General features: G+C 68.3%; 10 protein-coding genes. 7 read left to right on the top strand and 3 right to left on the bottom strand.

The genetic code is table 11. From position 1 onward, the window contains the following. Position 1 precedes the first annotated feature (1 nt). Positions 2-595 carry a hypothetical protein gene (locus ASF22_RS04135; protein WP_244474198.1) on the bottom strand — a complete coding sequence of 198 codons (594 nt, stop codon included), beginning with the start codon at positions 593-595 and terminating at the stop codon, positions 2-4. Positions 596-977: 382 nt separating this feature from the next. Between ASF22_RS04135 and ASF22_RS04140 the strand changes: the two genes are divergently transcribed. The 7 genes from ASF22_RS04140 (at position 978) to glgB (ending at position 20,752) form a co-directional block, all read left to right on the top strand. Further along, positions 978-2,399, top strand: coding sequence for a trehalose-6-phosphate synthase (locus tag ASF22_RS04140; RefSeq protein ID WP_056174763.1), 1,422 nt, complete (start codon positions 978-980; stop codon positions 2,397-2,399). Between the two features lie 76 nt (positions 2,400-2,475). Next, a complete protein-coding gene (gene glgX, locus ASF22_RS04145) occupies positions 2,476-4,572 on the top strand; it encodes a glycogen debranching protein GlgX (RefSeq protein ID WP_056261736.1) in 2,097 nt (698 codons plus the stop codon). A 185-nt stretch (positions 4,573-4,757) separates the two neighbouring features. After that, positions 4,758-6,569 carry a malto-oligosyltrehalose trehalohydrolase gene (treZ, locus tag ASF22_RS04150; RefSeq protein WP_056261739.1) on the top strand — a complete coding sequence of 604 codons (1,812 nt, stop codon included), beginning with the start codon at positions 4,758-4,760 and terminating at the stop codon, positions 6,567-6,569. Then, on the top strand, positions 6,569-11,476 hold the full coding sequence (locus tag ASF22_RS04155) for a malto-oligosyltrehalose synthase (RefSeq protein ID WP_056261740.1): 4,908 nt from the start codon (positions 6,569-6,571) through the stop codon (positions 11,474-11,476). The genes treZ and ASF22_RS04155 overlap by 1 nt, the downstream gene beginning before the upstream one ends. A gap of 170 nt (positions 11,477-11,646) precedes the next feature. Continuing rightward, positions 11,647-15,030 carry a maltotransferase domain-containing protein gene (locus tag ASF22_RS04160; RefSeq protein WP_056261744.1) on the top strand — a complete coding sequence of 1,128 codons (3,384 nt, stop codon included), beginning with the start codon at positions 11,647-11,649 and terminating at the stop codon, positions 15,028-15,030. A 169-nt stretch (positions 15,031-15,199) separates the two neighbouring features. Continuing rightward, the gene (treS, locus tag ASF22_RS04165; RefSeq protein WP_056261747.1) at positions 15,200-18,457 is read left to right on the top strand and encodes a maltose alpha-D-glucosyltransferase; all 3,258 of its coding nucleotides are present in this window, start codon (positions 15,200-15,202) and stop codon (positions 18,455-18,457) included. Then, positions 18,458-20,752, top strand: a complete 2,295-nt coding sequence (gene glgB, locus ASF22_RS04170) for a 1,4-alpha-glucan branching protein GlgB (protein ID WP_056261750.1) — start codon at positions 18,458-18,460, stop codon at positions 20,750-20,752. It begins immediately after the preceding gene. An 83-nt stretch (positions 20,753-20,835) separates the two neighbouring features. On the opposite strand, the gene ASF22_RS23595 is transcribed toward glgB, so the two are convergent. Further along, positions 20,836-21,528, bottom strand: a complete 693-nt coding sequence (locus tag ASF22_RS23595; RefSeq protein WP_156647599.1) for a hypothetical protein — start codon at positions 21,526-21,528, stop codon at positions 20,836-20,838. A gap of 64 nt (positions 21,529-21,592) precedes the next feature. Next, positions 21,593-21,994 (bottom strand): hypothetical protein, encoded by a 402-nt coding sequence (locus ASF22_RS23600; RefSeq protein ID WP_156647600.1) that lies wholly within the window; start codon positions 21,992-21,994, stop codon positions 21,593-21,595. Positions 21,995-22,610 lie beyond the last annotated feature (616 nt).

Genomic DNA, 22,610 nt, shown 5'->3' on the forward strand with positions numbered 1-22,610 from the left:
CTCAGACGCCGTGATCGCGCTGAAGCCCGGGGGCGGGCACGTCGCGGAGGGTTCCGCCACGAAGCGAGCCGTCCCGGATCGGCGCATCGCGCAAACCGAGGTCGCGATCGAGATCACGCACCGCCGACACGCTCGACGACTTGATGAAGCGCGCCACCACGAAGCCGGTCACGAAGGTGGCGACCGCGACGGCCACGGGCGCGCGACGGGCCAGCGCCTCGGCGTCTTCGTAGAATTCCGAGAAGCTCTTGTTCTCGATCTGCGTGCCGAGGTGCTCGAGGCCCTCCGCCGCGCTGTCGAAGAAGGCACGGATGTTGGGACGGTCCTCGAAGGTCTTGCTCGAATCCCGCACGGTCCGGGCGAGGTCGTTGACCGACTGGGCGGCGTCGCCCTTGCGGCGCTCGACATACTCTTCCGCGTGTCCGCGCGCGGCGGACACGAAGCCGCGGCCGCGTTCCACCGCCACGTCGGCGATCCCCTCGACATCGCCGCGCAGGGCCTTCCAATCCGCCGTCTCGCGCGTCGCGGCGGACTCGGCGCCGAGCGGTCCTGTGGCGGGCGATCCTGTGGCGGGCGATCCTGTGGGTTGATTGATGGTCACGGTATTACTCCTCGGCGCTGATCGATGCGCTGTTGCCGCAGTTCAACAGCGTGTGCGGAGACAGGGTTCCGAACGGCCGCGGCGGGCGTGTCAGTCCGTGTTCAGCTCGATTCGCCTAGGTTAGGGAAAGCTCGGCCGGAGGGCATGACAGTGGCGATAGTTCCGAACGTGGGAGTGGGGGGTCGACCGGTCTGGCCTAAGCCGGCCGGCTTGCGTATTTTGCCGTGAGGCCGGGTTGAGTGCCCCTTGACCGCACCAGTCTTAACGCGCTTGGCTGCGAGCAACGGATCGCGCTCGGCTTCCGCGCGTTCACCCACTGTATCAGTCTGAGCGCGCGCGATTCCCGCGCAGCGCCCTGAGGACCGGAGCCGGCTTCGTGGCACGTCTCGTCATCGTATCGAACCGCGTTGCAGTCCCCGAGGATGGGGGCAAGGCCGTGGCTGCCGGTGGTCTCGCCGTTGCCGTCAAGGAGGCTTTCACGGCCTATGAGGGTCTCTGGTTCGGCTGGAGCGGCAACGTCGTCGAGAATCCCTCGACGGAGCCGACTCTGATCGACCGGGGGCGGGTGCAATACGCCGTCGTCGATCTCTCGCCCCAGGACCACCGGGAGTATTACAGCGGGTTCGCCAACCGCGCCCTGTGGCCGATCATGCATTACCGGCTCGGCCTCGGCGCCTTCTCCCGATCGGACTATGCCGGCTACCAGCGCGTCAACCGGATCTTCGCCCGGGCGCTCGCCGACCTGATCCAGCCCGACGACATCATCTGGGTGCACGATTACCACCTGCTGCCGCTCGCCTCCGAGCTGCGCGGCCTCGGCATCGCCAACCCCATCGGGTATTTCCACCACATCCCGTGGCCGGCGGCGGACGTGTTCAACACCCTGCCGGCGAGCAACGACCTCCTGCGCGGCATCGCCGATTACGACCTCATCGGCCTGCAGACAGACCCCGACGTCCACAACCTCACCCGCAACCTCATCGACGAGCTGCGCGCCATTCCCCTCGGCGGCGGCTCGCTGATGGTGGACGGACGCCGGACCCGTATCCGCAGCTTCCCCATCGGCATCGATGTGGCGGGCTTCAAGGAAGCGGCGGAGAATGCCGGCGCCAACCGCACCGTGCGCGAGACCATGGCGGGCCTGCGCACCCGCAAGCTCCTCATCGGCGTCGACCGCCTCGATTATTCCAAGGGCGTGCCCGAACGCATGGAGGCGGTGGAGCGCTTCTTCGCCTCGAACCCGGACCAGCGCGGCAACGTCGTCTACATCCAGATCACGCCGAAATCGCGCACGGAGGTCCCCGAGTACGAGGATCTCAGCCGCGAGGTGAACGAGACCGTCGGCGAGATCAACGGGGCGCTCGGCGAACCGAACTGGACCCCGATCCAGTACGTCACCAAGGCCTATCCGAGGCCGGTGCTCGCCGGTCTCTACCGCGCCGCCCGCGTCGGTCTCGTCACGCCGATGCGCGATGGCATGAACCTCGTCGCCAAGGAGTACGTGGTCGCCCAGTCCGACGAGGATCCGGGCGTGCTGGTCCTGTCGAAGTTCGCCGGCGCCGCGCGGCAGCTGCCGGAAGCGCTGCTCGTCAATCCCTACGACCGGTTCGAGGTGGCCGAGGCCATCCGTACGGCCCTCTACATGCCGCGCGGCGAACGCTTGGAGCGGTGGAAGCCGATGGTCGAGCGAATGACGCGCGAGGACGTCGACTGGTGGGCGCGCAACTTCATGACCGAGCTGGAGAATTTTCGCAGCGTCGAGCGTGAGCCGACCCGCACGGCGGCCGCTGCGGAATAAGCCTTGCAGGCCCCCATGACGAGCGGCTGCCGCTCGTCTGGCTCTCCCTATCCCGGACGTTTCTGTGACTGACAGCATGATCGGCCTCGACGACGGCGTGCCTGCGCCGCTCGGGGCCCACTTCGGTGGCCGCGGCGTCAACTTCGCGCTGTTCTCCCAGAATGCCACCGCCGTGGACCTGTGCCTGTTCGAGCCGGGCGAGCGACTCGAGACGCGTCGTATCCGGCTCCCCTGCCGCACGGACGATGTCTGGCACGGGCACCTGCGCGGGGTGTTTCCCGGGCAACTCTACGGCTACCGCGTGCATGGACCGTGGGACCCGGCGTGTGGGCACCGGTTCAATCCGGCGAAACTCCTCCTCGACCCCTACGCCCGCGAGATCCAGGGCCGTATCCGCTGGCACGACGCCCTCTACGGCCACCGCCGCGGTCTCCTGCGCGAGGACCAGATCGATCGGCGCGACAGTGCCGCCTACATGCCGCGCGGCGTCGTCACCGCGCCGGAGGTGCCCGACCTCGCCATCCACCCCGTGCGCCGGCCCGTGTCGCAGACGGTGATCTACGAGGCCCACGTCAAGGCGCTGACGCAGCTCCACCCCGACGTTCCCGAGGCCGCGCGCGGCACCTACGCCGCCCTGGCCCATCCGGCGATCATCGAGCACCTGCTGAAGCTCGGCGTCACCGCCGTCGAGCTCCTGCCGATCCAGGCCTTCGCCGACGACCGCTTCCTCGTCGACAAGGGGCTGGTGAATTTCTGGGGCTACTCGCCGCTCAACTACTTCGCCCCCGATCCGCGCTATCGCGGGCCGGCCGGGATCGGCGGCCTCAAGGCGGCGATCCGCGAATTGGCCGCGGCCGAGATCGAAGTGTTCCTCGACGTGGTCTACAACCACACGGCCGAGGCCGACCATTCCGGCCCGACCCTGTCGTTCCGCGGCATCGACAACGCGAGCTACTACAAGCTCGACCCATCCAACCCGCGCCGGGAGATCGACTGCACCGGCTGCGGCAACACCCTCGACCTCGACCATCCCCGGGTGATGCAGCTCACCCTCGATTCCCTGCGCCACTGGGTGACGGCCTACGGCGTCGCCGGCTTCCGCTTCGACCTCGCCACCAGTCTCGGGCGCGTACCGCACGATTTCTCGGCGAAGGCTGCCTTCTTCCAGGCCGTGGCCCAGGATCCGATCCTCTCGCGGGTCAAGATGATCGCCGAGCCGTGGGACATCGGCCAGTGCGGGTACCAGCTCGGCGCCTATCCGCGCGGCTGGAGCGAGTGGAACGACCAGTTCCGTGACAGCGTGCGCGGGTTCTGGCGCGGCGACCCGGGCGTGCTGTCGAAGGTCACGCAGGGGTTGTCGGGCTCCCGCGAGATCTTTGCCGCCTCCGGCCGCACGCCGCTGGCGAGTATCAACTACGCCGCCTCGCACGACGGTTTCACCCTGGCGGACGTCGTCGCCTACGAGGACAAGCACAACCTCGCCAACGGCGAGGACAACCGCGACGGCCACGGCCACAACCTCACGCGCAATTACGGCGTCGAGGGTCCGAGCGACGATCCCGCGATTCTCTCGGTACGGGCCCGCCAGAAGCGCAACATCCTCGCCACGATCTTCCTGGCGCAGGGCGTGCCGATGCTGCTCATGGGCGACGAGCGCTCGCGCAGCCAAAATGGGAACAACAACGCCTACAACCAGGACAACGCCACGAACTGGGTCGATTGGGAGAGCGACCCCGATCCGGCGCTCACGGCCTTCGTCGCGAACCTCACCCGCCTGCGCCGGGAGCAGCCGGCCCTGCGCCGACGCGATTTCCTCACCGGGGGTACCGTCGGTGAGGGCCCGTTGCGCGACGTGCACTGGCTGTCGCCCTGCGGGGCGGAGATGGATGGCGCGGCCTGGGCCGACGACGGCCGCCAGACTTTCGGCATGCAGATCGGCAATGATCTGCCCGATGCCGACCGCCTCCTGCTCCTCGTCAATGCCGCCGAGTCCCCGTGCGATTTCACCCTCGCGCCGATCATCGACGGACCCTGGAGCCTGATGTTCGACACCACACGGGCGACCGGTGCCGTACCCGAAGGGCAGACCCTGTTTCCGGCCGGGGCGCGCGTGCATCTCGAGCCGCGTGCGCTCTATGTCCTGCGGACACGACCGGCGACGTACGGGCGTTAAGGCCACGTCCACTTGGTCGAGGAACCGATCCCGCACCGCACAATTCTCTTGGGGTGGGCGGTTGCCGGAGCGCGGGTCCGCCTTACCTCGAAACGATGGAACCAGAGCGCGGCCCGTAGCCTTTTGAAGGGTCGGCGGCTGCGTCCGCCCGTCGCCCCTCACGTGATCACGAAAGACGAACCGCAATGCGGCGAGCCCATGCGATGGCCTTCGGCGGCGAGGCGGGAAAAGACGGCGTGCGATTCGCCCTCTGGGCCCCCACGGCACAGAGCGTCGCCCTGGTGGTCGATGGGACGGACCACGACATCCCGGATGCCGGCGAGGGTTGGCGACGCGTCACCCTGCCGGGCGTGAAAGCCGGGGCACGCTACGGCTACCGCATCGACGACGATCTCGTGGTGCCCGACCCGGCGTCGCGGTTTCAGCCCGACGACGTGTCCGGCCTGAGCGAGGTGATCGACCCGCGCAGCTTCGACTGGAGCGATTCCGACTGGACCGGACGTCCGTGGGAGGAAACCGTCCTCTACGAACTCCATGTCGGGACGGCGACGCGAGAGGGCACCTACGCGGCCCTCGAAGGCAAGCTCGAGGAGCTGCGCGACCTCGGCGTCACCGCCATCGAACTTCTGCCGCTGGCCGACTTCAAGGGCACCCGCAACTGGGGCTACGACGGCGTGCTGCCCTACGCGCCGGACGGTGCCTATGGCCGCCCCGACGATCTCAAGCGCCTCGTCGACAAGGCGCATTCGCTCGGCCTGATGGTCTTCCTCGACGCGGTCTACAACCACTTCGGGCCGGCCGGGAACTACCTCCACGCCTATGCCAAGACGTTCTTCACGGAGCGGCACCAGACGCCGTGGGGTGCGGGCATCAACTTCGACGGCGAGACCAGCGGCCGGACGGTGCGGGACTTCTTCATCGAGAATTCCCTGTACTGGCTCGAAGAGTACCACTTCGATGGCCTGCGCTTCGACGCGGTGCACGCCATCCTCGACGATTCCGAGAAACACTTCATCGGTGAGCTCGCCGAGACCATCCGGGCGCGTCTGCCCGGCCGCCATATCCATCTGGTCCTGGAGAACGAGGCCAATCAGGCCAAGTGGCTGGAGCGCAAGGACGACGGCCAGCCGGCCCAGCACACGGCGCAGTGGGCCGACGACCTGCACCATTGTTGGCACGTGCTGCTGACGGGCGAAGAGGCCGGCTACTACGAGAGTTTCGCGGACAAACCCGTCGCGCATCTCGCCCGTTGCCTGTCGGAGGGCTTCGCCTACCAGGGCGAGCCGTTCCCGACCCTCGACAACCACCCGCGCGGCGAACCCTCGGCGCATCTGCCGCCGTCGGCCTTCGTCACCTTCCTGCAGAACCACGATCAGGTCGGCAACCGGGCCCTCGGCGAGCGCCTGAGCGCGCTCTCGGACCCGGCCAAGCTGGCCCTCGCCCGCGCCGGCCTGCTGCTCAGCCCGCAGATACCGATGCTGTGGATGGGCGAGGAGTGGTCGGCGACGGCGCCGTTCCTGTTCTTCGTCGATTTCGCGCCGGACGAGGAGTTGAACAAGGCCGTCCGCGAGGGCCGGCGGCGCGAGTTCAAGAGCTTCGCGGCGTTCGCGGACGACACCTCGGTGATTCCCGATCCGACGGAGGAGAAGACCTTCACGGATTCGCGGATCGACTGGTCGGAGATCGAGCGTGCGCCGCATCGCGGGGTCTGGGCCGACACCCGCAACCTGCTGCAGATCCGGCATCAGACCGTCGTGCCGCTCACCAAGACCGCCTATCGGGGAGCAACGGCTTCCCTGCCGCGTGCGGACGCCGTGGAGTGCACGTGGCGCTACGACGGCGGCTGGCTTCGCTTCGTTGCCAACTTCGGCGACGCGCCGCTCCAGACGGCGCGCGGCGGCGGCCAGATCGTCTGGTGCAACGGCGCCGACGTCGTCACCGGGCAGACCATCGAACTCCCGTCCTGGACGGGCATCTTCCTGACGGGTGTGAACTGATGAGCCGCGACCTCGAACGCCTCGCCGATCTCCTCGGCGTCGCCCCCGGCTACACCGACGCCTTCGGGCAGCCCGTCGAGACGAGCCTGGAGACCCGGGCCGGCATGATCGCCGCCCTCGGCTTCCCGGTGGGCACCGATGCCGAGATCGCCGGGAGTCTCGCGGAAGTGACGGCGGTCCGCGAGGGCCTCGTTCCGTCGCTCCTGCCGGTCGAGGCCCGACGGGCCACGCGGGTACCCCTGCGGGCGTCGTCGGCAGGCACCCTGGCGTGGCGCCTCGTCGACGAGCGCGGCCATGTCCGCGAGGGCCGCGTCGCGGTTTCGGCCTCAGGTGACGCCGGCTTCGAGCTTCCCCCGCTCACGCCCGGTTACCACCGTTTGACCGCGACCCTCGGCGAGCACCGCGCCGAGTCCTGGGTCATCGCCGCGCCGCAGCGCTGCTGGCGTCCGCGCGCCTATGCGGACGAGGGTGCGCGCGATTGGGGGCTCGCGGCCCAGCTCTACGGCCTGCGCTCGCCGGACAACCTCGGCATCGGCTCCTACGCGGATGCCGGGCGGGCCGCCCGCGACGCCGGCCTGCGCGGCGCGTCGTTCCTCGGCCTCAGCCCGGTCCACGCCCTGTTCGCCACCGACCGCACCAAGATCTCGCCTTATTCGCCGTCCTCGCGCCTGTTCCTCGAGACCCTGTTCATCGAGCCCGGTGTCCTGCCGGGCTTCGTCGGCTCGAAGGCGGCCGCCCTCCTCGATTCCATGTCCGCCCGCGTCGAGGCCCTGCGCGAATCGAAGCTCGTCGACCACGCCGGTATCTGGGGCGTGCTCTCGCCGGTGCTCCGCGCCCTGTGGCAGGAATCCGCCGTCCGCGACGGCACCGATGCGCGCTTTGCCGCCTTCCGCACCGCCGGGGGGGCCGATCTCGAAGCCCACGGCACGTTCGAGGCGCTGGCCGAACATTTCCAGGGCCAGGGCGCCCAATGGCTCGGCGATTGGCCGGAAGAGTTCCAGCGCAACGGCACCGAGGCCGTGCGGGCCTTCGCGGTCGAGCACGCCGAGGCCGTGACTTATCACGTGTGGCTCCAGTACCTCGCCGACCGGCAGCTCGAAGAGGCATCCGAGATTGCGCTGGGCACCGGCATGCGTCTCGGCCTCTACCGCGACCTCGCCGTGGGCGCCGATCGCGGCGGGTCCGAGATCTGGTCCCACCCGGAGCGCTTCGCCAACGGCGTCTCCATCGGCGCCCCGCCCGACCTGCTCGCCCCGAAGGGCCAGGATTGGGGCCTCCCGGCCTTCCATCCGCTGGAACTGGAGCGGGACGGGCTCGCCGCCTTCCGGGCGCTGGTCCAGGCGAACATGCGCCACGCCGGTGCCATCCGCATCGACCACGCGTTCCAGCTCGCCCGCCTGTTCCTGATCCCGCTGGGCGCCACGGCCCAGGCCGGCGCCTACGTGGCGATGCCGTTCGAGCCGATGCTGGCCGTGCTGCGCCTCGAGAGCCACCGGGCGAAGTGCCTCGTCATCGCCGAGGATCTCGGCACGGCACCCGAGGGCTTCTCCGATGCCCTGATGCAGGCCGGAGTCCTGAGCTACCGCATCCTCGCCTTCGAGCGCGAGCAGGGCGCCCGCTTCAAGCCGCCGGCCGCTTATCCGCGCGAGGCGCTGACGGCCATCACCACCCACGACCTGCCGACCTTCCTCGGCTGGTGGCGCGGCGTCGACACCGACACCCGCCAGGCGCTCGGCCTCTACGATTCCGAGCGCGCCGACGCCGAGCGGCGCGAGCGCGTTGACGAGCGCACCCGCCTCACCGAGGCGTTGGCCGCCGAGCAGTTGCTGCCGAGCTACGATCCGCCGGAAGCCGCGCCCTTGGAGGCCGCCGCGCGCTACCTCGCCCGCGCGCCGTCGATGCTGACCGCCGTGCAGTACGAGGACGTGGTCTCCGAACTGTCTCAGGCCAACGTGCCGGGCTCGACGGAGGGCTACCCGAACTGGCGGCGCAAGCTCGACCGGACCCTCGAGGCCATCGCGGCCCCGGGCGGGCCGCTGGCCAAGCTCGCCGCCTCCCTGGCGGCCGAGGAACGCGGGCCGCGCTCGGGTGCCGCGCGCCTCGCCTCGGCCCCGCCGCGCGCCACCTATCGCCTGCAGTTCCACAAGGACTTCACCTTCGCGGACGCGGAAAAGATCGTTCCGTACCTGGCGAAGCTCGGCATCAGCCACGTCTACGCCTCGCCGATCCAGAAGGCGCGGCCGGGCTCGACCCACGGCTACGACATCGTCGATCACGCCACCATCAACCCGGAGCTCGGCGGGGAAGAGGGCTTCGTGCGCTTCTCCGAGACCCTGCACGCGGCCGGACTGAAGCTGCTCCTCGACATCGTTCCGAACCACATGGGCGTCGGCGGGGCCGACAATCCGTGGTGGCTCTCGGTGCTCGAATGGGGCGGCCTGTCGCCCCACGCGGACGCGTTCGACATCGACTGGTCGCGCCTCGGCGCGAACAACAAGCTCGTGGTGCCGTTCCTTGGCGACCGCTACGGCGAGGCCCTGGAGAAGGGTACGCTCGAACTCAAGTTCGACCCGCAGAGAGGCGCCTTCAGCGTCTGGCACTACGAGCACGAATTCCCGATCTGCCCGCAGCAATATCCGACCATCCTCAACCGCTCGCTGGCGGCGCTGGGCGACATCGAGGACGCGGCGGCCCTCGAAGTGCTGGGGATCTCCGAACGCCTGCGCCTCATGGGCGAGGAGACCAATGCGGAACGCCGCATGGCTTTCCCGGCCGAGGCCGAGGACCTGAAGGAGCGACTCGTCGAAGCGGTGGCGGCGTCGCCCGCCATCGCGGAGGCCATCGGGCGGACCCTTCGCCTGTTGAACGGCGCCAAGGGCCATCCCGACAGCTTCGGGCCCTTGCACCGCCTGCTGGAACAGCAATCCTACCGGCTCGCCCATTGGCGGGTGGCGGCGAGCGACATCAACTATCGCCGGTTCTTCGACGTGAACGGGCTCGCGGGCCTGCGCGTTGAGAAGTCGGATGTGTTCCAGCGCTCGCACGAGACGGTGTTCCGCCATATCCGCGAAGGCCGCATCGACGGGCTGCGCATCGACCACATCGACGGTCTGGCCGATCCGCAGGGCTACGCCCGCGCCCTGCAGGCCGCCGTCGGCCCCGGCTTCTACGTCGTCGTGGAGAAGATTCTGGAGCCCGGCGAGCGCCTGCGGCCATGGCCCGTCGCCGGCACCACCGGCTACGACGTGCTGAACCAGCTCGACGGCATCCTGGTCGATAGGAGCAAGCAAGCGGCGATCCGCGACCTCTACGAGGCGCGCACGCATTTCGACGAGCCCTACAAATTTCAGCTTCGCGCGGCCAAGGCCGAGATCCTGGAGATCAGCTTCGCCTCCGAACTCGAGGTGATGACCTCCGACCTCAAGGCCGTGGCCGATGCCGACCGGCGCACCCGAGACTTCTCCGTCAATGCCATCCGTCGGGCGCTCATCGAGATCATCGCGCGTTTCCCCACCTATCGCAGCTATCTGCCGGGTGACCTCGACGAGAGCGACGTCGAGGACGAGGATGTCCGCCTCATCGAGAACGCGGTGAAGAAGGCCAAGCGCTGGAGCGCCCTGCCGGACCGCTCCGTGCACGACTTCGCCGCCGACGCCATGCTGGGCCGCATCGACGTCACCGGACCGGGCCGCCCCGATCCGGCGGTGATCCTGCGCTTCCGCCGCCGCTTCCAGCAGCTCACCGGCCCGGTGATGGCGAAGAGCCTGGAGGACACGCTGTTCTACCGCTTCTCCGAATTGCTGGCGCTGAACGAGGTCGGCGGCGATCCGGGCGAGTACGGCATCGACGCGGAGCATTTCCACGCCCTCCAGGCGGCCCGGGCCCGCGACTGGCCCAACGCCATGATCGCGACGGCGACGCACGACACCAAGCGGGGCGAGGACGCCCGCTCGCGCCTGCTCGCCCTCTCGGAGATGCCCGGGGACTGGGCCGAGGCCTGGACCACGTGGCGGGAATTGGCCGGGCCGCACCTCACCACCATCGACGGCGAGGCGGTGCCGGATGCCAACGACCAGTGGATGTTCTTCCAGGCGATCCTGGGCGCGTGGCCCCTCGAACTTCTCGAACGCGACGAGGCCACCGCCATCGAGGACTTCCGCACGCGCCTCGACGCCTATTCCGAGAAAGCCCTGCGCGAGGCGAAGCGCCGGTCGAGCTGGGTCAACGTCGACGAATCCTACGAGGGCGCCGTCCACGCCCTCTTCGCCAAGCTCGTGGTCCCGGGGTCGGAGTTCCTGGCGCGGATGCGGCCCTTCGCCAAGCGTCTGGCGCATCTCGGCATGATCGCGGGCCTCGGCCGCACGGTGCTGAAGGCGACCCTGCCGGGCCTGCCCGACACCTACCAGGGCACGGAGTTCTGGGACTTCTCGTTCGTCGATCCCGACAATCGTCGCCCGGTGGACTATCCGGCGCTGGCCCGGTCCCTCGAACAGGGCGGCGACGTCGCCGACCTCCTGGCGCATTGGAGCGACGGACGGGTGAAGCAGGCGACCCTCGCCCGGTTGCTCGCCGACCGCACCGAGCGGCCGGCCTTCTACGCCGAGGCGGACTACCAGGCCGTGGTGCCGACCGGCGGGCGCGCCGCCCATGTCATCGCGTTCACACGTTCGGATGCGACGAGTGGCGCGGGCGACCTTCTGGTGGCCGTGCCGCGCCTCGTTTCCGACCTCGTCGGGGATGCGGTGTGGAGCGGGGCGGGGTTCGCTGGAACATACCTGCCGGTGATGGCTGAAAGTGCCTGGATCGACCTCGTCACCGGGGAGACCGCCGAGGCGACGGACGGACGAATCGAACTCGACCGCCTGTTCGCGCGTCTGCCCTACGCGGTCCTGAAGCGGACGGCTTAAACGCCTTTCACAACCCTCCCCCCTGCGGGGGAGGGTTCCTGCGGAGCAGGCGGGAGAGGGGACGCCCCCTCCGGACACCGCGCTCCCCTCTCCCGACCCGCTTCGCGGGCCACCCTCTCCCGCAGAGGGGAGAGGGAAGGCGCCAGACACCAAACCCCAATGGAGCACGCATGAACGCACCGAGCCCCGCAACGCGTACCGCCCCGCGGACCGACGCCGGCGTGGTGACGCTCCCGCAGAGCCTCGCACCCCGCGCCGAGGGACCGCGCATCTACAACCTGTTCCCGCTCCTCGTCGGACGGGTCTCGGCCTGGACCGCCGAACTGCCGCGCATCGCCGGCCTCGGGTTCGACTGGGTGTACCTCAACCCGTTCCACCAGACCGGCGGCTCGCGCAGCCTCTACGCGGTGGCCGACACCGACCGCCTCGACGAGCGCTTCCGCGACCAGGACGGCACCTCCGACGACGAGCAGATCCGCCGGTTCTGCGCCGCAGCCCGCGCTCAGGGCCTTTCGGTGATGACCGACCTCGTGGTCAACCACACCGCCCGGGACGGCGCGCTCGCCCGCGACCGGCCCGACCTGTTCCTCCGCGACGCCGACGGCGAGATCGAGAGCCCCTACGCCGTCGATCCCGACGATCCGAGCAAGCGCACGGTCTGGGGCGATCTCGCCGAGCTCGATTATCACACGGACAAGAGCCGCACGGAGCTGACCGCCCTGTGGTCGGGCTACGTCAACCGCCTGCAGGATCTCGGCGTCGCCGGCTTCCGCTGCGACGCCGCCTACAAGGTGCCGGCCCCCGTGTGGCGCGACCTGATCGGGGCCGCCAAGGCGGTGGAGCCCGGGTGCCTGTTCGCCGCCGAGACCCTCGGCTGCACCTTCGAGGAGGCGCAGGCGACGGCGGGCGCCGGGTTCGACTACCTGTTCAACAGCTTCGCCTGGTGGGACCTCCGGGCTCCCTGGGCCCTGGAACAGTACGACCGCCTGCGCGTCGTCGCCCCTTCCATCGCGTTCCCCGAGAACCACGACATGGCCCGCCTCGCGGCGGATCTCGACGGCGATGCCGAGGCCGTCGCCCGCCACCTCAGGGCCCGCTACGCGCTCGCGGCCTTCTTCTCGGCCGGCGTGCTCATGCCCATCGGGTACGAGTGGGGCTACGCCAAGAGCCTGCACGTGGTCGAGACCACCCCCGAGGCCCGTGAATCCAGCACCGGCATCGATATCTCCACCTATGTCACCGCCATCAACGCCCTGCGGGCCGAGCTCTCGGCCGCCAACGTCGAGGGGGCGCAGGCACGGATCTCGGCTCCAGACGCGGATTTCGTCGCCCTCCTGCGCTTCGACACCGGCCACGGCGCCTCGGCCCGCAACGCCGTGCTGGTGCTGCACAATCCCGGCGCGACGCCCGTGACGGTGGACTCCGCCCCCCTCGTCGCCCGCACGGGCGGGATGCTTGGTGCCTTCACCGACCGCACGCCGGACGTCGCCCCCATCGCGTTCACGCCCGGCATCAGCATCGACCTGCAGCCCGGCGAGGTCCGCATCCTGAGCGCCACCCGCGACACGGTCGCGAAGGAGCCGCCGCTCACTACGCCGACGGGCGAGGGCCGCGTCGTGATCGAGGCGGTGTCGCCCGAGATCGACGGCGGCCGCTCGGCGGTCAAGCGCGTGGTCGGCGAGAGCGTCCACGTCACCGCAGACATCTTCAGCGACGGCCACGAGATCATCGACGCCGAGATCCTGTCCCGCGTCGTCGGCGAGGAGATCTGGGCCTCCGACCCGATGGCGTTCATCGAGAACGACCGCTGGGGCGGGCACTTTCCCCTGGAGCGCAACGGCCGCTACGAGTTCACCATCCGGGCGTGGCGCGACGCCTTCTCGTCCTGGATGCGCGACACCCTGAAGAAGCGCGACGCCGGGGTCGACGTCCAGCTGGAGACCGTTGAGGGCATCGCCTTCGTGGTCGACGCCACCGACGAGGCCGACGGCGCCGATCGCGAACGCCTGAAGGCGCTGGCCACCGCCTTGGACGCCGAGACCACGGGCTCGGCGGCCCAGCTCGATCTCATGCTGGCGCCGGAGAACGCCCGCCTCGTCCGCCGCTACGCACCGCGGGTGAACCTGTCGCGCTATCCCGTCAACGTGCCCGTCATCGCCGACCGCCTCGCAGCCCGGTTCTCGGCCTGGTACGAGATCTTCCCGCGCTCGCAGTCCATGGACGTCAGCCGCCACGGTACCTTCGACGACGTGATCGCCCGCCTGCCCGAGATCCGCGAGCTCGGCTTCGACGTGCTCTACTTCACCCCGATCCACCCCATCGGCAAGACCAACCGCAAGGGCAAGAACAACACCCTTAAGGCGCTGGAAGGCGATGTCGGCTCGGTCTACGCCGTCGGCTCGGAGGCGGGCGGGCACGAGGCGGTGCATCCCGACCTCGGCACCCTCGAGGATTTCCGCCGGCTGGTGGCGGCGAGCCACGCCTACGGCATGGAGATCGCCCTCGACTTCGCCATCCAGTGCTCGCCCGATCACCCCTGGATCAAGGACCACCCCGAGTGGTTCGAGTGGCGCCCCGACGGCACGCTCAAGTTCGCCGAGAATCCGCCGAAGAAGTACGAGGACATCTCCAACGTCCACTTCTATGGCGGTGCCCTGCCGTCCCTGTGGATCGAGCTGCGCGACATCGTGCTCGGCTGGGCCGCCCTGGGTGCCCGCATCTTTCGCGTCGACAATCCGCACACCAAGCCGATCCCGTTCTGGGAGTGGATGATCGGGGAGGTGAACGGCCGCTACCCGGACGTGATCTTCCTCGCCGAGGCCTTCACCCGGCCCAAGATGATGAAGAAGCTCGCCAAGGCCGGCTACCAGCAGAGCTACACCTACTTCACCTGGCGCGACACCAAGGCCGACCTCATCGCGTACTCCACCGAATTGGCGGGCGAGATGGGCGAGTATTACCGGCCGAACTTCTTCGCCAACACGCCCGACATCAACCCGATCTACCTGCAGACCAGCGGGCGGGCCGGATTCGTGGTGCGCGCCACCCTCGCCGCGACGCTGTCGAGCGTCTGGGGCATCTACAACGGCTTCGAACTCTGCGAGGCCGCGCCCTATCCCGGTAAGGAAGAGTATCTCAACTCCGAAAAGTACGAGCTGAAGGCCTGGGACTACGACCGGCCCGGCAACATCCGTGAGCACATCGTCAAGCTCAACCGCATCCGCCAGGACAACCCGGCCCTGTGGGATTTCCGCAATGTGGTGTTCACGGGCGCCTACAACGACGAGATCATCGCCTACGCCAAGACGACGCCCGAGGGCGACAACTGCATCTTCACCATGGTCAACCTCGACCCGAAGAACCGCCAGGAATGTACCTACGAGGTGCCGCTCTGGCTTCTCGGCCAACCCGACGACGGCGCCGTCGAGGTCGAGGACCTGTTGCTGGGCTACACGTTCGAACTGCGGGGCAAATCCCACCGCATCGCCTTCGATCCGGCCGAGCGTTCGGCCATCGTCTGGCGCCTTCGGGCCCCGCGCCGGGTTGCGCCTTGAACGCACCCATGTCAGCAGAAACCCCGGCGATCGGACCCGATCGTCGCGGTGTCGCCTCAGTGTCGGCGCCTATCCCTCCGACGGACGCCGCACCCGGCGATCCCCGTACGGGCCCCGGTGCGCACACTCCGACCACGCCCTTGAACTCGATGCATGAGGCAACGACGCGATGATCGATCGCAGCGATCCGCAATGGTACCGTGACGCCATCATCTATCAGATCCACGTCAAGTCGTTCTTCGACTCGAACAACGATGGGATCGGCGATTTCGAGGGCCTGACGCAGAAGCTCGACTACGTCCGCGACCTCGGGGTCACGGCGATCTGGCTGATGCCGTTCTATCCGTCGCCCCTGCGCGATGATGGCTACGACATCGGCGACTACCGTGAGGTCAACGCCTCCTACGGGACCATGGAGGAGTTCCGGAAGTTCGTGGAGGCCGCGCACGAGCGTGGCCTGCGCGTCATCACCGAGCTCGTCATCAACCACACCAGCGACCAGCACCCCTGGTTCCAGCGCGCCCGCGAAGCGCCGGCCGGGTCGCCGGAACGCGACTTCTACGTCTGGTCGGACACCGACACGCCGTATTCCGACACGCGCATCATCTTCCTCGACACCGAGACGTCGAACTGGACCTGGGACCCCGTCGCCAAGCAGTATTTCTGGCACCGGTTCTACAGCCACCAGCCGGATCTCAACTTCGACAACCCGGTCGTGCTGGAGGCCGTCATCGAGGTGATGCGCTACTGGCTCGACATGGGTGTCGACGGTCTGCGCCTCGACGCGATCCCCTACCTCATCGAGCGCGACGGCACGAACTGCGAGAACCTGCCCGAGACCCACACGGTCATCAAGGCGATCCGCGCCGCCCTCGACGCGAGCTATCCCGACCGGATGCTGCTGGCGGAAGCCAACCAGTGGCCGGAGGAGACGGCGCAGTATTTCGGCGACGGCGACGAATGCCACATGGCGTTCCACTTCCCCCTGATGCCGCGCATGTACATGGCCATCGCCCGGGAAGACCGGCACCCGATCACCGACATCATGCGCCAGACCCCGGAGATCCCCGAGGGGTGTCAGTGGGCGATCTTCCTGCGCAACCACGACGAGCTGACCCTGGAAATGGTCACCGCCGAGGAGCGCGACTACCTGTGGTCGTTCTACGCCGCCGAACGCCGCGCCCGCATCAATCTCGGCATCCGGCGCCGCCTCGCGCCGCTCCTCGAGAACGACCGGCGCAAGATCGAACTCATGAAGTCCCTCGTCCTGTCGATGCCGGGCACGCCGGTGTTGTACTACGGCGACGAGATCGGCATGGGCGACAACATCTATCTCGGCGACCGCGACGGGGTGCGCACCCCGATGCAGTGGTCGCCCGACCGCAACGGCGGCTTCTCCCGGGCCAATCCGGCGAAGCTGTTCCTGCCCTCCGTGCAGGACCCCATCTACGGGTTCGACGCCATCAACGTCGAGGCGCAGACCCAGTCGCAGACCAGTCTGCTGAACTGGACCCGGCGCATGATCGCCATCCGCAACAACTCCGTCGCCCTCGGGCGCGGCGGCATGCAGTTCCTGTATCCGTCGAACCGCAAGGTGCTGGCCTGGATCCGCGAGTTCGAGGGCGAGCGCGTTCTGTGCGTCGCCAACCTGTCGCGGGCGCCGCAGGCGGTGCAGCTCGATCTGTCGGAACTGCGCAACGCCGTGCCCATCGAGCTCACCGGCGGCTCGGAATTCCCGGCCATCGGCGAACTGCCCTACCTGCTGACGCTACCGAGCTACGGCTTCTACTGGTTCTCCCTGAGTGCCGCCAACACCGGCAGCATCGGCCCGCAGCCGGAGACGCCGGAACTGTTCACCCTCGTGCTCACCGGCGGCATCGACACCCTGATGGCGGGCCGCGAGCGCACCGCCTTCGAGCGCACCGTGGCGCCGCGCTTCATCGCCACCCGGCGCTGGTTCGGCGCCAAGGGCTCGCGCATCAAGTCCGTGCAGGTCATCGACAGCGTCGCCCTCAAGGACGACACCGGCGAGGCGCGCTTCCTCCTGCCGCGCGTGGCGGTCCACCTCGCCAACGGCGAGCGGCAGGATTACTTCGTGCCCGTGGCCGTCGACGAGGGCCGCGAGGACGAGACCCTGATGCCGTTCGCCGTGGCCCGCGTCCGGCGCGGTCCGCGCACGGGCCTGCTGTTCGGCGCCTCCGCCTCGCCGGCCTTCGCCGTCGCCATGGTGGAAGGCATGCGGGAAGGCCGCGAACTGCCCACCGAGACGGGCAAGCTCGTGTTCTCGACCACCTCCGCCTTCGACCCGGCGATCACCTTCGATGCCGGCGAGGTGCGCAACCTCAGCGCCGAGCAGAGCAACACCTCCATCGCCATCGGCTCCAAGATGATGCTGAAGCTGCTCCGGCGGCTCCAGACCGGCGTGCATCCCGAGATCGAGGTCGGGCGCTTCCTCACGGAGACGGCACATTTCTCCAACACGCCGGCGCTGCTGGGCGTGGTCGAGCATGTCGATCCCGACGGCGTCCGCACCGCCATCGCCGTTCTGCAGAAGTTCGTGCCGAACCAGGGTGACGCCTGGACCCTCATGCTCGAGGGCCTGCGCCGCGACTTCGACACGGTGGTGCTCGCCCCCGAGAGCGAGGCGCCGACGCCGGACGAGGCCTTCGAATCCCACCTGCGCTGGGCGGTCCTGCTCGGCCGGCGCACGGCCGAGATGCACAACGCCTTCGCGGTGGAGACGGACGACCCGGCCTTCGCGGCCGAGCCGTTCGAGCATGCCGACCTGCAGGCGCTCGGCGAAGACACCCGCCGTCAGGCCGAGCGCGCCTTCCGGGGCCTCGACGCCCTGGCGGGACGGGCGGCCAACGTGGCGAGCACGGAACTCGCCGGCCGCCGCCGCGAGGTCGAGGACGCTATCGAGGCGCTCACGGCCCGGGCACCCGTCGGCGCGATGAAGACCCGCATCCACGGCGATTACCACCTCGGCCAGGTCCTGGCCGCGGAGGACGACCTCATCATCGTCGACTTCGAGGGCGAGCCCTCGCGGCCGGCCGACGAACGCCGCCTCAAGTCGACGCCCCTGCGCGACGTCGCCGGGATGATGCGCTCGTTCGCCTACGGCGCCGAGACCGTGACCCGCGAGATCGCCGTGCGCTTCGCCGATTCCGAGGAGCGGGCGCGCCGGGCCTCCATCGCCTGGCGCGGCATGATCGATGCAGCCTTCCTCGACGGCTACCGGGAGGCCGTCTCGGTCAGCCGCGCCGCCGTGACGGACGCGGAGACGGAGAGCCGGCTGCTCAAGCTCTGCCTCCTGACCAAGGCCCTCTACGAGGTCGATTACGAGGCCAACAATCGTCCCGACTGGATCGAAATCCCCGCACGTGGGGTTCTGACCATTCTGGACGACATCAAGAGAGGCGTTTGAATGACGGGCATCGACGAGACGTTCGCGGGCCGCACCGGGCACGCATCGGCAACCTCGGGGGCCGCGAACGTAACGCCTGTTGCCACGGGCACGCGGGCGCCTGAAACGCGTGGCGTGCACCCCGACGCGGTCGCCGCCATCATGTCGGCGAACCACGGCGACCCGTTCTCGGTGCTCGGCCCCCACGAGGTCGGGCCGGGCACCTGGGAGGTTCGGGCCGTGCTACCCGAGGCGAAGGGCGCCACCCTGCTGACGGCGGGCCAGCGCATTCCGTTCGAGCGCAAGCACCCGGACGGTTTCTTCGTCGCCCGGGTCGAATCCCAGGGCCGCCCCCTCTATGAACTCGCCGTCGAGGACTGGGACGGCACCGAGCGCACCCGCCACGACCCCTACGGCTTCGGCTCGTCCCTGGAGCAGCACGACATCGACGCCCTGCGCGAGGTCGGCAGCAACGTCACCTACCGCATCCTCGGAGCCCAGGCGCGCGACGTCGACGGAATCCAGGGCTTCCGCTTCGCCGTATGGGCCCCCAACGCCCGCCGGGTCAGCGTGGTCGGCGACTTCAACGCCTGGGACGGCCGGCGCCACCCCATGCGCCTCTGGCAGAACGGCGGCGTGTGGGAGCTGTTCATCCCCGGTCTGAAGGCCGGCGCGCACTACAAGTTCGAGCTGCGCGGCCCCGACGGTACGGTCCTGCCCCTCAAGGCCGATCCCGTCGCCTTCGCGGCGCAGCACCCGCCCGAGACCGCCTCCGTGCTCCAGGGGACCAGCACCCCGACCTGGAGCGACGCGAAGTGGATGGAGACGCGCGGGGTCAAGGACCCGCGCTACGTGCCGATCTCGATCTACGAGGTCCATCTCGGGTCGTGGGCGCGGGTGGCCGAGGAGGGCAACCGCTACCTCACCTACAAGGAGCTCGGCGACCGCCTCATCCCCTACGTGAAGGAAATGGGCTTCACCCACATCGAGATGCTGCCGATCACGGAATTCCCGTTCGACGGCTCGTGGGGCTATCAGCCGGTCTCGCTGTTCGCGCCGACGAGCCGGTTCGGCACGCCCGACGACTTCGCGGCCTTCGTCGACGCCGCGCACGCGGCCGGCATCGGCGTGATGCTCGACTGGGTGCCGGGCCACTTTCCCCTCGACGCCCACGGGCTTGGCCAGTTCGACGGCACGCACCTCTACGAGCACGCCGACCCGCGCCAGGGCTTCCACCAGGATTGGGGCACCTACATCTACAATTTCGGCCGCACGGAGGTCTCGACCTTCCTCGCCGCCAATGCCCGGTTCTGGCTCGAGCACTACCATCTCGACGGCCTGCGCGTGGATGCCGTCGCGTCGATGCTCTACCTCGACTATTCGCGCCGGCAGGGCGAGTGGATCCCCAACCGCTACGGCGGCAACGAGAACCTCGACGCCATCGACTTCCTGCGCAAGACCAACGAGGCCACCTACAGTCACGCCCCCGGCACCCTGACGGTGGCGGAGGAATCGACCTCGTGGCCGGGCGTCTCGCACCCGACCTACACCGGCGGCCTCGGCTTCGGCTTCAAGTGGAACATGGGGTGGATGCACGACACCCTGAACTTCGTCTCGAAGGAGACGATCCACCGGCGCTACCACCACCACGACCTGACCTTCGGCCTGCTCTACGCCTTCTCGGAGAACTTCATCCTGCCCCTGTCCCACGACGAGGTGGTGCACGGCAAAGGTTCGCTGCTCGGCAAGATGACCGGTGACCGCTGGCAGAAATTCGCCAATCTCCGGGCCTATTATGGCTTCATGTGGGGTCACCCCGGCAAGAAGCTGCTCTTCATGGGCTGCGAGTTCGGCCAGGAGAAGGAGTGGAACCACAACCAGTCCCTCGACTGGCACCTCCTCGACGATCCCCACCACCAGGGCGTCAAGGATCTGGTCCGCGATCTCAACCACCTCTACGCCGCCGTGCCGGCCCTCCACACCCGCGACACGGAGGCCGCCGGCTTCCAGTGGCTGGTGGCGGACGACCAGGACAACAGCGTCATCGCCTGGGCCCGCAAGGGCCGCGAGGCCGGCGAGGTCGCCGTGGTGGTCTCGAACTTCACGCCCGTGGTGCGCGAGGGCTACCGCATTGGCGTGCCGGAGGCGGGCTTCTATCGCGAGGCGATCAACTCCGACGCTGAACGCTACGGCGGCTCCAACGTCGGCAATATGGGCGGTGTCCGGGCCGAGGCGGTGCCGAGCCACGGCCAGAGCCATTCTCTCAACCTGACGATTCCGCCGCTCGCCACGACGATCTTCGTTCGCGAAGACTGAGTCGGGCTTTCGAGGCAGTTCGATATGAAAAGCCGGCGGTGTCCTCGCGACGCCGCCGGCTTTTTCGTGCGTTGATCGCCGCCTCAGCCATTCTCCAGGGGAAACCGCTCGGCGACCCAATAGGGTTCGAGGGGGCTGCCGACGATGTTCTCCGCCTCCCACCGGTGCAGGAGCGCCGCCAGCCCCGCCCGGTCGTCGGCCATCAATGGTTCGCCGATCAGGCAGAGGCGGTCATACATCGGTTGGCGGCGCGCTTCGTCCAGGATGCGGTCCGGGCGATAGTAGCCGTCGGTCTTCGCCCACATTGCCCGCGCTGCGTCGAGTTCGCCAAGGGCAATGGCGGTGATGAGATGCCAATACGGATGGAGATGCCCAATCGTGGCAGGGCGCGTACGAGCGAAGTTCAGGCACTTGCGTGTCGTATCCAGGGGTCGAAGCGTCGCGATCGCATCGGCTTCGACCCGCGTGACAAAGTCAGCGTACATCGTCGGATCAGACCAGAACCAACCTTGCCCTCCCGCGAAACCAGCCGATCGCCATATCCGGTCACTGCAGCGGCCGAGTCCCTCCCACGACCAAGTACTGGGCATAAAGAACTCGGACAGATGCCACCTGACGACACACCAATCCGGATCGCTGGTTCGGTCGATCAAAACGAGTCGCCCAACCGATCCCACCGGGCGAAGCCAGAGTGTCTGGTGTCCCACGAGGACGAGGTCCGGGTTCCTTTCAAGAAGCGGCTGCACCAGGCTCTTGATCTGACGCTTCGTCGTCATGGCTGCGGCTTGATCTGGTTCATGATGATACTTCGGGACTCAGGATAGTTGAGCTTGGCAGCTCTCACCAGACGCAATGCCCGCCGGGCTCCAGATACGTATTCCCTGTTTTAATATCGTAGATACAAACCATATTTTTTCGAGTTAGTTCATAAATATCCAGCCGTATTGCATCCAATCTGCCATATTTCAGCTCTTCTCCATCATCATTCAAAGAAAATTCGACCTTCACGTTAGGATACATTCGAGCAAGGATTGTTCGTCCAGCATCAAGATGGATCATACTCCCAAGTCTGGTATTATCCAGAAGCGGGTTCAGAGCCTTTAACCGCTTGGCCGCTTCGTCCGTCGTCGCCTGCACCTCGCGATTGAGAGGGCACTCTTGGTCGAGGGTCGCCTGGTCGACCCTGCCGACCCAAGCGAGCGGGTAGTCCTTTCCCGCATACGGTTCGAAATGGTAGCGCATGGCCGTAGTTCCGGGGCCTTACCGAAACTCGGCCCCCGCGCGGCGAGGTAGGCGTACAGGAACGCCGACGCTTCCAAAGTCGCCGCCACGGCGGGTGCGACGACGAACGGCACGACCGGCAGGAAGACCGGCCGAATCGTCGCCTCGGGCGGGGTCCCCGATCCCGCGAACGTCGCGCGCGAGAGCACCTCGCCGGTCTGTCCGTCGCGGATGGTCTGGACGTCGCCCTCGGTCTCGAACAGGCGGCTCTCGCCGTCGGGCGTGATGACCCGGTGCTGCTCGTCCCAGTCGCCACGTCCGGAGCGGACCCGGATCGACAGGACTTCGCCACCGCCGTCCAGCAACGTCCGCTGCTGCGTCTGCGTCGGTGCACCGCCCCCGCCTCCGGACGGGCTCCACTGCCCGCCGCCGCCCTGGCCCGCCGGAACGCGGGGCTGATTTGGGTCGTCCTTCCGCATCAGGTGGCGGACGCGGAGCAGCTTCGTCTGCGTGGTCAGAAGGGCGAGGCGAAGCCGCATCGCTTCGAGATCATGGGTCGTCCGGGGATAGGTGGCTCGGTCGCGCGCTGGCATGGCGAACACCTTTGTCCATGAAATGTTCTACCGTAAGATGCACA

It is taken from the genome of Methylobacterium sp. Leaf87 (genome assembly GCF_001422775.1).
Taxonomy (GTDB): domain Bacteria; phylum Pseudomonadota; class Alphaproteobacteria; order Rhizobiales; family Beijerinckiaceae; genus Methylobacterium.

Coding starts and splice junctions, on each gene's coding strand:
- ASF22_RS04155 (WP_056261740.1), top strand. CDS start 6,569: ATGAGCCGCGACCTCGAACGCCTCGCCGATCTCCTCGGCGTCGCCCCC.
- glgX (WP_056261736.1), top strand. CDS start 2,476: ATGATCGGCCTCGACGACGGCGTGCCTGCGCCGCTCGGGGCCCACTTC.
- ASF22_RS23595 (WP_156647599.1), bottom strand. CDS start 21,528: ATGACGACGAAGCGTCAGATCAAGAGCCTGGTGCAGCCGCTTCTTGAA.
- treZ (WP_056261739.1), top strand. CDS start 4,758: ATGCGGCGAGCCCATGCGATGGCCTTCGGCGGCGAGGCGGGAAAAGAC.
- treS (WP_056261747.1), top strand. CDS start 15,200: ATGATCGATCGCAGCGATCCGCAATGGTACCGTGACGCCATCATCTAT.
- glgB (WP_056261750.1), top strand. CDS start 18,458: ATGACGGGCATCGACGAGACGTTCGCGGGCCGCACCGGGCACGCATCG.
- ASF22_RS04160 (WP_056261744.1), top strand. CDS start 11,647: ATGAACGCACCGAGCCCCGCAACGCGTACCGCCCCGCGGACCGACGCC.
- ASF22_RS23600 (WP_156647600.1), bottom strand. CDS start 21,994: ATGCGCTACCATTTCGAACCGTATGCGGGAAAGGACTACCCGCTCGCT.